Raw genomic sequence first — 14,163 nt, 5'->3', positions numbered from 1 at the left:
AAAGCTAAGTCATTGAAAACGCTGGTGACCCCTACGGGAATCGAACCCGTGTTTCAGCCGTGAAAGGGCCGCGTCCTAGACCGCTAGACGAAGGGGCCATGTCCGGACGAGCCGGGCGTGGGGGTGCCGGTTAGGCAAAGGATCGCCCCGGGTCAAGCCGCTGTGTCGTCCGGATGACGATGACACACTGCCTGGAGCTTGTTCCCGTCGGGATCGCGCACATAGGCGCCGTAATAATGGGCGTGATAATGGGGCCTTGGGCCGGGCGCGCCGGCATCGCTGCCGCCATGGGCCAGCGCGGCCGCGTGAAACGCATCCACTGCGGCGCGAGTCGGCGCCAGCAAGGCGGCGTGCGGGCCGTTGCCGGGATGGGCGGCGCCCCCGTCGAACGGGCGGACGACAAACAGCTTCAGGCCCACCAGTTCGCCGAAGACGAGCGTCTCCGGCAACGCGAAGGGCTGTTCGAGGCCCAGCGTCGCCATCACCGGTTCGTAGAAACGGCGCGCGCGCTCGATATCGTCGGTGCCGAGCGTGATATGGCTGAACATGGGCAATCTTCCCGTTCGAGTCCCGCGGCGACGTGCCGCATCGCGGGAGCCGAAGATTAATCAGCCCAGGCGGCGTCGTCGAGATGCAGCTCGGCGGCCGGTTTTGCGCCCCAGTCGTCGATTCGCGCGCGCCCGGCCAGCCACAGCCGGCGATGCGGCGGCGCGCCGAGCAGGGCCGCGCCCAGCGCGGTCTCGGCCTGGCGAAAGGCGACCGTCTTCAGCACCCGGCCGTCATCGCCGCTCACGATCGCTCGGACATGGCCGTTGCCGACGATATCGGCCTTAACGATGCGCACCGGCCCGGCGACGACGCGCGGCTGGGGCCAGCCCATGCCGTACGGCCCGCCGGCGTCCATCGCCGCGACCAGCGCTGGAGTCACGCCGCCTGCGGTGAGCAGTGCATCGAGCAGCAGCGCCCGGTCCCCGATCGAGCGGGTGACCGCGGCGTCGAGCCGCTCTTCCAGGAAGTCGGCGAACGCCTCGATCCGGTCCTCGGCGATGGTGAGCCCCGCCGCCATCGCATGGCCCCCGCCCGCAACGAGCAGACCGCTGTCCTTGGCCGTCAGCACCGCCGCGCCGAGATCGACGCCCGAAATCGATCGGCCCGATCCCTTGCCGATGCCCTGGTCGTCCAGCGCGATGACGATCGCCGGCCGGCCGTATCTTTCCTTCAGGCGCCCCGCGACGATGCCGATCACCCCGGGGTGCCAGCCGCGTCCGGCGACGACTATCACCGCGCGATTGCCTTTCCCGCCGGCCAGGGCCTCGGCGGCCTCCTGCACCACGCCCTCGATCGCCCGGCGTTCCTCGTTGAGCCGGTCGAGTTCGGCGGCGATGCTGGCGGCCTCCTCGGGATCGCGCGTCGTGAGCAGCCGGACGCCGAGATCGGATTTGCCGACGCGCCCGCCCGCATTGATCCGTGGGCCGAGCGCGAAGCCGAGGTCGGTCGCGGTCGGCGCGCGGGTCAGGCGCGAGGCGGAGATCAGCGCGTTCAGCCCGATATTGCGCCGCTGCGCCATCACCTTGAGGCCCTGCGCGACGAAGGCGCGGTTGAGGCCCTTCAGCGACGCGACGTCGGCGACGGTGCCGAGCGCGACGATATCGAGCAGGTCGAGCAGCCGCGGCTCGGCGCGATTCGCGAACCAGCCCCGCACACGCAGCAGCCGGATAAGCGCCGCGCCGAGCAGGAACGCCACGCCCACCGCGGCGAGATGGCCGAACACCGCGCCCTCGGTTTCGTCCAGCCGGTTCGGATTCACCAGCGCATGGGCGTGGGGCAGGGCGGCGGCGCATTTGTGGTGGTCGACCACGATGACGTCGACCGCGGCCACGCGCGCCATCTCCAGCGCCTCGAATGCCTGCGCGCCACAATCGACGGTGACGATCAGGCTGGCGCCTTCCTCCTTCAGCCGTACCAGCGCTTCGCCCGACGGCCCGTAACCCTCCATCAGCCGGTCGGGGATATAGGGCCGCGCCTCAAGCCCGAGGTCGCGCAGCAACAGGATCATCAGCGCCGCCGAGGTTGCCCCGTCCACATCGTAATCGCCGAAGATCGCGACCTGTTCGCCCGCCTGCACTGCATCGGCGAGCCGTTCCGCGGCGCGGTCCATGTCGCGGAAGATCGACGGGTCGGGCATGAAGCCGCGGATGCTGGGCGCCTTGTGCGCGTCGAGCGCCTCACGCGGGCAACCGCGCGACAGCAAGAGCTGCGTGACCAGATCGTCGGGCGAAAAGCCGGGGTCGCGCGTATCGGTCTCCAGCGCGCGCCAGCGCCAGGGTTGGCCGAGGATCGAATGCGAGATGTTGAGGACGGTGTTCACCGCTTCGCTCTCGCACATTTTGGCCGTGGTGGAACAGGGGTGGTGGAACGGGGGTGGCGGGACGGGGTGAAACGACGCCGTTGATCCCGGCCCCGAATAAGGGGCCGGCTGTGGCTCAGCGCCGGCGTTCGCCCGGCGGTCTGGGATCGATCATCGGCTGGCCCGGCGTGAAATTGACTGCCCCGTCAGACGATGTGCCGGAACTGCTGTCGCCGTGCGATGCGCCCATGCTTGATTCGACTGACTTGAAATCGCTGCTGCCGTCGCGGTGCTGGCATCCCAGGCGACGCTGCTCGGCGTCGAAAGCGTTCAGTCGCACGCCGGTGGCGGCGACTTGCCCGATCGCGCCCTTCAACGATTCCGGACGTCCGCCCGCGCCGGCCGCCATGTTCGCTTCCTGGAAACGCTCGAACAGCCTGGCGCAGGCCGCGGGGTCGCCCGGCGGCGGCAGGGTCAATTCGTTGAGTTCGCCCTCGAGCGCCATCGCGAACAGGCCGAGCGTGACGCCCTTCGAGCGAAAGGCGGGGGAGACGAAATCGTCCGGCGCGTCGCCCCGCTCGACATGCGCCGTGACATGCGTTGCCGTGCCGTCGGCACTCGGCTTGAAGTCGGCGATCATCGTCACCGCGATCTTGTCCCCGCTCATGACCTTCCATCGCATCGACGTGTCGGTGCGCTCCAGCTTGAACACGGGGGTGATGCCGCCCGATTGCGCTGGATCGGTGCCGGGCGATCCGGGCTGGTCGCGAATGTCGAGGTCCTCCAGCGCCGTCATCACCGCTGCCTGGGGGCGCGCCACGTCACGTGACCAGCCGCCGCCGCCCAGCGCGCCGCTGACGTACATTCCACCGAGCAGTACGGGCAGGGCGATCGCAAAGGTCTTGATAAACATCTTGCCCCCGGAAAATCCATTCGAGGCAGTGCTAGGCCGTCGTCGTGAAGCCCGTTTTAAGCCAGATGGTTAATCATGTTATCTTCAGGAGCGTGCCGGCCTGATCCCAATCTAGCCGCGGAGCCAGGCGCCTTCGCGAAACCATTTGGTCACGATATATTTGGTGCCCTTCACCACCGGCATGCCTTCATGCAAGGTGAATTCGTTGGGGCTGCCATCGGGGCGCATGTTGTTCCAGGCGAGCAGCAGGCCGCGCTTCGGCGCGACGCGGATGCCGGCCTGGGGGAACCAGGTTGCACCGCCTTCCTCGACATTGTTGAGATAGACCATCGCGGTCCAGGTGCGCTGCCCCCCGCTGGCCTTCATCGCTTCCCAATAATGCTGGCCCTCATGGAAGAAATCATGATGGGCGCGGAATTGCTGTCCGGGTGCGTAGCGCTGACCCTGCATCGTCTCGCCCTGCGCGGGATCGAGGCCGAGCAGCGCCGCGATCGATTCGTCGATCGGGCGGACCGCTGGCGACCAGCGATCCATGTCGCAGCTCTCGCTGGTGCGGAAATTGGTGTCGCCCGATTCGGATAGCAGGGTGGAGGGGCGGCGGTTCGAATCGATCACCCGGATCAGCGCAGTGCACTGAGTCGGGGTGAGGAAGTCGGGGTGATAATAGACCTGCGCCTTGTCGATCTGGGCGCGCTTCACCGCCGGATTCGCCTCCAGCCTGCGCGACACGGTCTCGCCGGCCAGCTTGCGGATCGGGGAGGGGCCGCCGGGCCGTTTCGGGGACGCGGGCTTCTTGGAGAACAGGGACATCGCGGCTCAGTCTGCCGTGGCGACCGCAAAAAACAAGGGGCCCGGCGACAGTGTCGCCGGGCCCCGAGGATCGATCGGCATCCTACCAGAAGATGTCGTAGACCGTGTCGACCACCTGGCCGGTATAGATATCGACGAGCAGCGCATCGTTATAATAGCGCACCCAGCGATACGGGCCATAGGCCGGCGGCAGCCCGTAATAGCTCGAGTCGTCGATCCAGTAATTCTGCTCGAACAGGATCGAGCTGAGCGTCAGGCCGACCGAGAAGCGGCGATAACCGTAATCCCAGCCATAGGGTGCGTAGTAGCGCGGCAGGTGGAAATTGTTGCGATAGCGCGCCCGGTGCGATTGCCAATTGTACCGACTGTCGCTCCGCCAGCTGCGGTTCCAGTTGCGATCATTGCCGCGGCCGCCATTGTTGCGCCAGTCACGGTCATTGCCGCGGCCGTTATTGCCGCGCCAGTTGCCGTCATTACCGCGGCCGTCATTGCCACGCCAGTTGCGGTCGTTGCCGCGGCCATCGTTGCCGCGCCAGTTGCCGTCGTTGCCACGCCCGTCATTGCCACGCACGCCGCCGTCGTTACGGCCGCCATTGTTGCGCCAGTCGCGGTTGCCGTCGCGCTGGCCCCGGGCGTCGTCACGGCCGCCGGGACGGCCGCCATTCGCCTGAGGCTGGAGCTGCGGGTTGCCCTGAACGACGGGAGCGCCGTTGCGCCCATCGCCCCAACCATTGCCTTGCCCGCCGCGGCGCATGCCCTGCGGGTTGAACTGCGGGCGGCCCTGGGGCTGTTGCTGAACCTGCGGCTGCGGCTGTGGCTGCGGCTGCGCCTGGGGCTGGGGCTGCGGGCGGCCCTGCCAGTTGCCACGGCCGCCGCCATTGCCGCCGTCGCGGCGCTCGAAATTGCGCGCCGGCGCCGGCTGGGCCTGCGGTTGCGGCTGGGCCTGGCGTTCGGCGCGGGCCTCCGCGCGGTCCTGGCGCCGCTCGCCGCGATCCTGGCCGCCAGTGCCGCCGGCATAGGCCGTCGCCGGCACGATGGCTGCGGTCGCCGCCAGAAGCGCGATGATGAAAGAACTACGCATCTCAATCCCTCCGGTACGCGGGCGCAAGATGGGCCCGGTCAATGGACAGGTTGTGCGCCTTACGCGATGACCCGTTTCTGAATTGGGGTGACAGCGTTGCGAAAGAATTCACGGCCGCTATGGCCCAGGCGGCGTCAGGGCCGGCACCAGCCGCGCGGCGCTGGCCGGGTCGATGCGGGGTGATGCGCCGGCCTCGATCGTCTCGTCGCCGCGCTGGACGCGCGCCGCGCGCATCACTGCTTCCACCACGCGCGGATAGACGCCGCAGCGGCACAAATTCGTGATCGCGCTTTTGATGTCGTCCTCGGAAGGGTTGCGGTTCTTCTTGAGCAGCACAGCTGCCGCCATGATCATGCCGGGGATGCAGAAGCCGCATTGCGGCACATTGCCGGCGATCCAGGCGAGCTGCACCGGGTGCGTGCGCTCGCGTGAGAGTCCCTCGATCGTGGTGACGAAGCTGCCCTCGATCGCGCCGATCGTCGCCTGGCAGGATCGGACTGCCTCGCCGTCGATGTCGACGGTGCAGGCGCCGCATTCGCCATTGCCGCAGCCATATTTGGTGCCGGTCAGGTTGGACGCGTCCCGCAACGCCCATAGCAGCGGCGTCTTCGGGTCCATGCGGTATTCGACGGGCTGGTTGTTGACGGTGAACCGGGTCATGGCGGTAGCTTAGGCCAAAGCATCGCCATGGGAAACGGCGCGTTTCCGCCTGCGCGATTGCGCCCGGGCGGGGCAGGGCCGATATCCGCGGCATGACACTTCCAGCCATCTTCGTGCCGCATGGCGGCGGTCCCTGCTTCTTCATGGACCCCGCGGGCGGGCCGCCCGATCCGATGTGGCGGCCGATGCAGGCCTATCTCGCCGGCCTGATCGAATCGCTGCCGGAGCGGCCCAAGGCGATCCTGCTCGTCTCGGGCCATTGGGAGGAGGATGCGGTCACCGTCCATGTCGGCGACGGCCAGCCGTTGCTGTTCGATTATTACGGCTTTCCTGAACATACCTATCGCCTGGCATGGCCCGCCCCGGGCGCGCCCGATGTCGCCCGCCGTGCGGCCGCGCTGGTCGCGGACGCGGGGTTCCCGGTGGGCGAGGAAACCGCGCGCGGCTGGGATCACGGCGTGTTCATCCCGATGATGGTGGCGGTGCCGGGCGCCGATATTCCGCTCGCCCAGATGTCGTTGCGCAAGGATCTCGATCCCGCTGCGCATATCGCGATCGGGCGCGCGCTGGCGCCGCTCCGCGACGAAGGCGTGCTGATCGTGGGATCGGGCATGAGCTTCCACAATCTGCGCGCTCGCGGCCCGCAGGTGACGCCGGTCGCCGACGAATGGGATGCGGCGCTCACCGCGGCAGTGACCGATCCCGATCCCGCGGCCCGTGCAGAACGCGTGGCACAATGGGAGTCGTTGCCCCACGCCCGCTTCGCCCATCCCGAGGAGGAGCATCTGATGCCGCTGATGGTGGCGCTCGGGGCCGGCGGCGATGGCCCGGCGGTGCGGGATTATGCCGATCACGTGCTTGGTTGGGCCGTATCGGGCTACCGGTTCGGCTGACTGTTATTCCTCCCCAGAACGGGGAGGAATGGAGAGATCAGTTCCGCCAGCTCGTGTCGATCTTGTCCACGCGCCGCACCATCGCGTCGAAATCCGCCTTGCCGACGCCGCCGGGGATCTGGACCATGTGCAGGTCGCGCTGGTGCACCGCCACCACTTCGGGCGGCACTTCGATCGGCGTGCCCATCGCGGCGGTCGCGACCTGGACTTCGCAGGCGCGCTGCAGAAGCCAGAGCTTCAGGAACGCCTCGGGCAGGGTCTTGCCCATCGCCAGCAGGCCGTGATTGCGCAGCAGCATGACGCGCTTGTCGCCGAGATGCTCGATCAGCCGCGCGCCTTCCTCGTCGCGGACGGTGATGCCCTCGAAATCATGATAGGCGATCTGGCCGGTGAAATTGCAGGCGTAGAAATTGGTCGGCCGCAGCCCGCCCTCGACTGAGCTGACCGCCATGCCGGCTGTGGTGTGGGTGTGCATGATGCAATGCGCGTCGGGCAGATGCCGGTGGAACAGCGCGTGCTGGACGAAGCCGGCCCGGTTCACCGGATAGGGATTGTCGTCGAGCTTGTTGCCGTCGATGTCGATCTTGACCAAAGTCGAGGCAGTCACTTCGCTGAAATGCAGCCCGAACGGGTTGATCAGGAACGCGCCTTCCTCGCCCGGCACCTTCAGCGTGATATGGTTGTAGATCATCTCGGACCAGCCGAGCATGTCGAAGATGCGGTAGCAGGCGGCGAGCTGCTGGCGCGCCTCCCATTCGGCTTCACTCATCTGCGAATTGCGAAGGACGGCGGTGGCCATGGCGCTCTCCTATGGGTTCTTCTTTGCAACGAATATCGCATGACTGCGCCGGACAGGCAAATTTTTCGGTCGATGCAGCGCTGATCCGGGAGATCGTATCGATAGCGCAACGATCCCCCCCGGTGTCGCGGGCCCAGGTCGCAGGATGTGTCATCAAGCCATTGATACACAATGAATTCGCATAATTGCGCGATGGAAAAGATATGGGACAGTGAGTGTCCCATATCTCCCGCGCAGCGCCGCCTCGCGGGCGCTCGATTCAACCCGGACGCCTGGATCGCTACCCCGCGCCCATCGCCCCCGCCGCACGCAGCGCGGCGATCTCGTCCTCGGAGAAACCATGGCCGGCCAGGATCGCCTCTGTTTCCATCGCACCGGCCATCACCGGCGCAACCGTGCTGCTCACCGAATAGCGCGGGGCAGGGGCCGGCTGGACGACGCCGCCCGCCTCGACAAAGGCGCCGCGGTCGCGGTTGTGCGGATGGGCGACCGCTTCGTCGAAGTCGAGCACCGGCGCGAAACACGCCTCATGCCCGGCAAAGGCCGCGACCCAGTCGTCGCGCGTGCGCTCGCGAAAGCGCCGGACGAGCTCGGCCTTGAGTCCCGGCCAGGCCGAATCGGCGAATTGCGCATCCCATTCGCTGCCCTCCAGGCCCATCGCCGTACGCAGCGCCGCATAGAATTGCGGCTCGATCGCGCCGACCGACACCCATTTGCCGTCGGCGGTTTCATAGGTGTCGTAGAAATGCGCGCCGCCGTCGATCAGGTTGGTGCCGCGCGCGTCGTTCCAGCGGCCCATCGCGCGGAAACCCCAGATCATGCTCATCAGCACCGACGATCCCTCGGTCATCGCGCAATCGACCACCTGGCCGCGGCCGGTCGCCTGCGCCTGCAGGATCGCGGCCAGCATGCCGAATGCCAGCATCATGCCGCCCCCGCCGAAATCGCCGACCAGGTTGATCGGCGCGACCGGCTTCCCGCCCGCCGTACCCAGGGCATGGAGCGCGCCGGACAGCGCGATGTAGTTGATGTCGTGGCCGGGGTGCTGCGCCATCGGTCCGGTCTGTCCCCAGCCGGTCATCCGGCCATAGACGAGCTTCGGATTGTCGGCGAGCAACGTATCGGGGCCGAGCCCGAGCCGCTCCATCACGCCCGGCCGGAAGCCTTCGATCAGCCCGTCGCAGCTTTGCGCAAGCCGCCGCATGGCAAGCACTGTCTCCGGTCTCTTCATGTCGAGTTGCATAACCCGGCGCGATCGCAGCAACGGATCCTTTGCCGCTGCCGAGAAGCCGCCGCGTTCGCCAGGTCGTTCGATCCTGATTACCTCGGCGCCGTGATCGGCCAGCATCATGCCGCAAAACGGGCCGGGGCCGATCCCCGCCATTTCGATGATACGCAGGCCGGCCAGGGGTGGGGTCATGCGGGATCGTCCTGTCCAAGCATCGGCGCTGCGCGGTCGAGCGCGAGCGTCGCTTCCGAGAAGCGGATCGGCGTGCGCAGGCCGGGCAGCGCCATGCCGTCCCGGTCGAGCTTCAGCGCCATGCCGCGATGGATCACCTGCGGATCGGCAAAGGCCTGGGCGACATTGTTGATCGGCCCGGCCGGCACGCCGACTGCCTCCAGCATCGCCAGCAGAGTGTCCCGTTCGTGTCGCGAGGTCGCGTCGCGAATGGCAGCGAACAGGGGCTCGCGATGATCGAGCCGCCCCGCATTGCTGGCAAAGCGCGGATCCGCCTTGAGCCTATCGAGCCCGAGCGCGTCGCAGAAGCGCAGGAACTGCCCGTCATTGCCGACGGCGAGGATGAACCAGCCGTCGCTGGTCGGGAAAACGGCATAGGGCGACACGTTGAGATGCGCATTGCCCAGCCGCGGCGGCGTCTGCCCGCTGACGAAGAAGTTCATCGCCTGGTTGGCGAGCACGCCGACCATCGTGTCGAGCAGCGCCATGTCGATCTGCTGGCCGTGCCCGGTCTTTTCGCGCTGCGCGAGCGCTGCCTGGATCGCGATCACCGCGTAAAGGCCGGTCATGATGTCGGCGAAGGCGACGCCGATCTTCTGCGGCGCGCCGTTCGGCTCGCCGGTCAGGTCCATGATCCCGCTCATGCCCTGGATGATGAAGTCATAGCCTGCGCGGCTCGCATAGGGCCCGTCCTGGCCGAAGCCGGTGATCGAGCAATAGACCAGCCGTGGGTTGAGCGCGGACAGGCTCGCATAATCGAGCCCGTATTTGGCGAGCCCGCCGACCTTGAAATTCTCGATCAGCACATCTGCACCGGCGACCAGGCGGCGGACTTCGGCCTGGCCCTCCGGCGTGCGGAAATCGAGTATGACCGATTTCTTGCCGCGGTTGGTCGCATGGAAATAGCCGGCATCGCGGCTGCCGTCGGGATTCTCGATGAAGGGCGGTCCCCAGGTCCGCGTATCGTCCCCCTCGGGGCTCTCGACCTTGATCACCTCGGCGCCGAGATCGGCCAGAGTCTGCCCGGCCCACGGCCCGGCGAGGATACGCGCAAGCTCAATGACCTTGAGACCGGTCAGGGGCGGTTCGCTCACCAGCCTCTAATCCATTTTTGTTCCCCGGCGAAGGCCGGGGCCCAGGTGGGAAGGTGGGTGTAATGATGCGCAGCACCAGCCAAAAAAAGACATTCCAACTGGACCCCGGCCTTCGCCGGGGAACAGGAAGTTGGCGGCGCAAGCCTCAAAACGCCGCGATCCCCGTGATCGCCCGCCCAAGGATCAGCGCATGAACGTCATGCGCGCCCTCATAGGTGTTGACCGTCTCCAGGTTCATCAGGTGCCGCATCACCTGATATTCGCCCGTGATGCCGTTGCCGCCATGCATGTCGCGGCTCTGGCGCGCGATATCGAGCGCCTTGCCGACATTATTGCGCTTCACGATCGAGATCATCTCCGGCGCGAACCGGCCCGCATCCATCAGCCGCCCGACACGCAGGCTTGCCTGCAGGCCAAGCGCGATCTCGGTCTGCATGTCGGCGAGCTTCTTCTGGTACAGCTGATTGGCCGCGAGCGGCTTGCCGAACTGCGCCCGGTCGAGCCCATATTGCCGGGCGGCGTGGAAACAGAATTCGGCCGCGCCCAGCGATCCCCAGCTGATCCCGTAACGCGCGCGGTTGAGGCAGCCGAACGGCCCCTTCAGCCCCTGCACGTCAGGCAGCAAAGCGTCCTCTCCGACTTCGATATCGTCCATCATCACCATGCCGGTGATCGAAGCACGCAAGGAGAGTTTACCCTCGATCTTCGGCGTCGAAAGCCCCTTCATGCCCTTTTCCAGCACGAAGCCGCGAATGCCGCCGCCATGCTCGTCGGATTTCGCCCAGATCACGAACACGTCGGCGATCGGCGCGTTGGAAATCCACGTCTTGGAACCCGAGATGCGGTAGCCGTCCGCCGTCTTCACCGCGCGGGTCTTCATGCCCCCTGGATCGGATCCGGCATCGGGCTCGGTCAGGCCGAAACAGCCGATCCACTCGCCGCTCGCCAGCTTCGGCAGATATTTCCGCTTCTGCGCCTCCGAGCCATAGGCATAGATCGGGTACATCACGAGGCTGGATTGCACGCTCATCATCGATCGGTAGCCCGAATCGACTCGTTCGACCTCGCGCGCGACCAGGCCGTACGCGACATAGGATGCGCCGACCCCGCCATATTCCTCCGGGATGGTCGGACCGAGCAGACCGAGCCCGCCCATTTCGCGGAAGATCTCCGGATCGGTCGTCTCGTTGGCGAACGCGTCGATGATGCGCGGCGCCAGCTTGTCCTGCGCATAGGCCCGCGCGCTGTCGCGGATCATCCGCTCGTCGTCTTCCAGCTGATCGTCGAGAAAGAACGGGTCTGCCCAGTCGAATGCGCCCATGCCGGCCATGTAAGATCTCCTTGGCGCTCCGCTGCCAGCGGAGCGAGGCCGTTGTCCAGCCTCAGCGGTGTTTCAAAGGTCGAGCACCCGGTCGTCGAACAGCCCGAACGCCAGGGTCGAAGCGTAGAAGGCGACTGCCCTGTCCCGCGGCATGGTGCTCGCCCATTTGCGCATGTCGAACGCCGCATTCTGCAGCGCCATCAGCGCCTGGCTGGCGACCAGCGCGTCGACCGGACGGATCGATCGTTCGGCGATGCCGTCCATCATCGTGCCCGCATAGCGGCGCGCGATCCGGTTGGAGCGCTCGACCATCGCCCGGCGCACGGTGCGCGGCAGGCCGGAGAGCGCGGTGGTGCGCAGCAACGGACCGCGCTCGGAGAATTGCACGTCGAGCAGCGTCGCGATCGTGCTGGTCAGGCGGTGCCAGTGGCTCCCGCCGCGCGCGTCGGCAAGCTGCTGCGCGTCGGCGATCGTGTCGAAGCTGCGCTTGTAGCAGGCGATGACCAGATCGTCCTTGGCATCGAGATGATGGTAGAAGCTGCCCTTGGTGACGTTCAGCTCGGATGCGATCTTCTGCACCGATGCGCCGCGATAGCCCAGCTCGTTGATCAGCCGGGTCGCCGCGAGCAGGAAGGCCTCGCGGCCCGGCTCGGGCTCGTCATGCTCCAGGTCGATCAGCTCGGGCGCCCAGTTCTGGTCCGGCCCGGCGATGCCGTGCTCGAACACGTCCATCAGCCGTTCCTCGATCCGGTCGAACTGGTCGAGCTCGTAACGCACCAGCCACAGCGGCAGCCAGAAAGTATTCTCGAGCAGCACATGAGCGCGGGCGCCGTGCAGGTCGGTCTGGGCGCGATTGGCCGACGGGCCCCACAGGCTGCGCGTCTTGCGGAACACTTCACGCCAGATCGCGAGCAACCGGCCGCGCACCGGCTCCTCCATCGCGCGGAGATCGGACAGCACCGCGAAGGCCTGTTCCTCGCCGCGCTGGATTCGCGCGAACCGCTCCATGTTGAGCGCGAGATAATGTGCGACTCGCGCCTGGGGTGTCGCTTTGGCCAGCGCTTCGTCGAGCATCGCATGCAGCCGATCGAGCGTATGCTCGAAACAGGCGGCGGCGAGATCGTCCTTGCGCTTGAAATAATAGGTGACGCTGGTGGTGTTGAGGCCCACGCGTCGCGCCACGTCCGCGAAGGTCATGCCCTTCGCGCTCTGTTCGTTGATTGCTTCGGCGGCGGCGGCGAGAATCGCGTCCCGCTTGGCGCGGAAGCGTTTCGTGCCTGCCTCCTCCTCCCCCTGGACGTCTTCGGCAGCTTGCATGACCGAAACTGTAACATCTTCTTTTCGAAGAGACAGTGTTTTTTCTGCGCGCCGGTTCAACGGCGATTTCGGCGGCAAAGCCGCTTTACCGAAAACGCGGTACGGTCTAACGCCCGTTTCCGAAGAGCGATGGAGGATGCGCCATGGATTTCACCCTGAGTGAACGCGAAACCTATTTTAGGGATCGGGTGAAAACCTTCATCGACCAGCAGATCCGGCCGCGCCAGTCGCTCTACGACCAGCAGGAGCATGAGGGCGAGCGCTGGAAGGTCATTCCGGTGATCGAGGAGATGAAGGTCAAGGCGCGCGAGGCCGGCCTGTGGAATTTCTTCATGCCGCCGCATTCGGGCCAGAGCCATGTCGACGACAGCTTCGAATTCGAAGGCACGCAGCTCACCAACCTCGAATATGCCCTCTGCGCCGAGGAAATGGGCAAGGTCGGCTGGGCGTCCGAATGCTTCAACTGCTCCGCACCCGATACCGGCAATATGGAGGTGTTCCACCGCTACGGCACGCGCGCGCAGAAGGATCAATGGCTCAGGCCGCTGATGAACGGCGAGATCCGTTCCGCCTTCCTGATGACCGAGCCGGCGGTGGCGTCGTCCGACGCGACCAACATCCAGACCGCGATGGTCCGCGACGGCGATCATTATGTGATCAACGGCACGAAATGGTGGTCCTCCGGTGTGGGCGATCCGCGCTGCAAGGTCGCGATCGTGATGGGCAAGACCAATCCGGAGAATGCCCGCCACAGCCAGCAGAGCCAGATCCTGGTGCCGCTCGATGCGCCGGGCGTCACGATCAAGCGCATGCTTTCGGTTTACGGGTATGATCACGCGCCCCACGGGCATGGCGAGGTCCAGCTCAAGGATGTGCGCGTCCCGGTGGAGAATCTGCTGCTTGGCGAGGGCCGCGGATTCGAGATCGCGCAGGGCCGGCTCGGGCCTGGCCGTATCCATCATTGTATGCGCACGATCGGCGTCGCCGAGGTGGGCATCGAGGCGATGGCGAAGCGCCTGCTCAGCCGCGTCGCCTTCGGCAAGCGCATCGCCGATCACTCGGTGTGGGAGGAGCGCATCGCCCGCGCCCGCATCGATATCGAGATGACCCGGCTGCTCTGCCTCAAGGCGGCCGACATGATGGACCGCGCCGGCAATAAGTCCGCCCAGCAGGAAATCGCGATGATCAAGGTGCAGGCGCCGCTGATGGCGTTGAAGATCCTCGACGACGCGATCCAGGCGCATGGCGGCGGCGGCGTGAGCCAGGATTTCGAGCTCGCCCATGCCTGGGCCGCGCTGCGTACCCTGCGCTTCGCCGACGGGCCCGACGAGGTCCACAACCGCGCCATCGCCCGCCATGAGTTCGGCAAATATGCCGACCTGCCCGAGGCGATCGCGGCGAAAGAGGCGGTGCGGCGGTAATCGTCGGGAAAACAAACCCCGTTCGTGCTGAGCTTGTCGAAGCACCGT

The 14,163-nt window shown here is 66.5% G+C and carries 13 protein-coding genes and 1 tRNA gene; 2 read left to right on the top strand and 12 right to left on the bottom strand.

Annotation, left to right across the window (positions count from 1 at the left end; all coding sequences use genetic code 11):
- Positions 1 to 22 precede the first annotated feature (22 nt).
- The 7 genes from U1769_RS13895 to U1769_RS13865 form a co-directional block, all read right to left on the bottom strand.
- Positions 23 to 98, bottom strand: a tRNA-Glu gene (locus U1769_RS13895).
- Positions 99 to 152: 54 nt separating this feature from the next.
- The gene (locus U1769_RS13890) at positions 153 to 548 is read right to left on the bottom strand and encodes a VOC family protein (protein WP_332716965.1); all 396 of its coding nucleotides are present in this window, start codon (positions 546 to 548) and stop codon (positions 153 to 155) included.
- A 56-nt stretch (positions 549 to 604) separates the two neighbouring features.
- A complete protein-coding gene (gene recJ, locus U1769_RS13885; RefSeq protein ID WP_332716963.1) occupies positions 605 to 2,368 on the bottom strand; it encodes a single-stranded-DNA-specific exonuclease RecJ in 1,764 nt (587 codons plus the stop codon).
- A gap of 115 nt (positions 2,369 to 2,483) precedes the next feature.
- Positions 2,484 to 3,260 carry a hypothetical protein gene (locus tag U1769_RS13880; protein WP_332716961.1) on the bottom strand — a complete coding sequence of 259 codons (777 nt, stop codon included), beginning with the start codon at positions 3,258 to 3,260 and terminating at the stop codon, positions 2,484 to 2,486.
- Between the two features lie 111 nt (positions 3,261 to 3,371).
- Complete coding sequence (locus U1769_RS13875; protein ID WP_332716960.1) at positions 3,372 to 4,070, bottom strand: prolyl hydroxylase family protein; 699 nt, start codon at positions 4,068 to 4,070, stop codon at positions 3,372 to 3,374.
- 82 nt (positions 4,071 to 4,152) lie between these two features.
- Positions 4,153 to 5,151 (bottom strand): RcnB family protein, encoded by a 999-nt coding sequence (locus U1769_RS13870; protein WP_332716957.1) that lies wholly within the window; start codon positions 5,149 to 5,151, stop codon positions 4,153 to 4,155.
- Between the two features lie 117 nt (positions 5,152 to 5,268).
- Entirely contained in the window at positions 5,269 to 5,811 is a 543-nt protein-coding gene (locus U1769_RS13865) for a (2Fe-2S)-binding protein (protein ID WP_332716953.1), read from the bottom strand.
- 92 nt (positions 5,812 to 5,903) lie between these two features.
- Here U1769_RS13865 and U1769_RS13860 point away from each other — a divergent pair, with 92 nt between their 5' ends.
- On the top strand, positions 5,904 to 6,704 hold the full coding sequence (locus tag U1769_RS13860; protein ID WP_332716950.1) for a DODA-type extradiol aromatic ring-opening family dioxygenase: 801 nt from the start codon (positions 5,904 to 5,906) through the stop codon (positions 6,702 to 6,704).
- A 37-nt stretch (positions 6,705 to 6,741) separates the two neighbouring features.
- Here U1769_RS13860 and U1769_RS13855 read toward each other — a convergent pair whose 3' ends face one another.
- The 5 genes from U1769_RS13855 to U1769_RS13835 all read right to left on the bottom strand — a co-directional run bounded on the left by U1769_RS13855 (position 6,742) and on the right by U1769_RS13835 (position 12,694).
- Entirely contained in the window at positions 6,742 to 7,503 is a 762-nt protein-coding gene (locus U1769_RS13855) for a class II aldolase/adducin family protein (RefSeq protein WP_332716947.1), read from the bottom strand.
- Between the two features lie 280 nt (positions 7,504 to 7,783).
- Entirely contained in the window at positions 7,784 to 8,923 is a 1,140-nt protein-coding gene (locus U1769_RS13850; protein WP_332716944.1) for a CaiB/BaiF CoA transferase family protein, read from the bottom strand.
- Positions 8,920 to 10,056: a CaiB/BaiF CoA transferase family protein gene (locus U1769_RS13845; protein WP_332716941.1), complete on the bottom strand. Its 1,137-nt coding sequence runs from the start codon at positions 10,054 to 10,056 to the stop codon at positions 8,920 to 8,922. Before U1769_RS13845 ends, U1769_RS13850 begins: the two co-directional genes overlap by 4 nt.
- Positions 10,057 to 10,201: 145 nt before the next feature.
- Positions 10,202 to 11,386, bottom strand: a complete 1,185-nt coding sequence (locus U1769_RS13840; protein ID WP_332716938.1) for an acyl-CoA dehydrogenase — start codon at positions 11,384 to 11,386, stop codon at positions 10,202 to 10,204.
- A gap of 63 nt (positions 11,387 to 11,449) precedes the next feature.
- Positions 11,450 to 12,694, bottom strand: coding sequence for a TetR/AcrR family transcriptional regulator (locus U1769_RS13835; RefSeq protein ID WP_332716934.1), 1,245 nt, complete (start codon positions 12,692 to 12,694; stop codon positions 11,450 to 11,452).
- Between the two features lie 143 nt (positions 12,695 to 12,837).
- On the opposite strand from U1769_RS13835, the gene U1769_RS13830 reads away from it, so the two are divergent.
- Positions 12,838 to 14,115 (top strand): acyl-CoA dehydrogenase family protein, encoded by a 1,278-nt coding sequence (locus U1769_RS13830; RefSeq protein WP_332716931.1) that lies wholly within the window; start codon positions 12,838 to 12,840, stop codon positions 14,113 to 14,115.
- The last annotated feature ends 48 nt before the right edge of the window (positions 14,116 to 14,163 follow it).

It is taken from the genome of Parasphingomonas zepuensis (assembly GCF_036663735.1).
Lineage (GTDB): Bacteria > Pseudomonadota > Alphaproteobacteria > Sphingomonadales > Sphingomonadaceae > Sphingomonas.
This window is presented reverse-complemented; position numbering and strand designations above follow the sequence as displayed.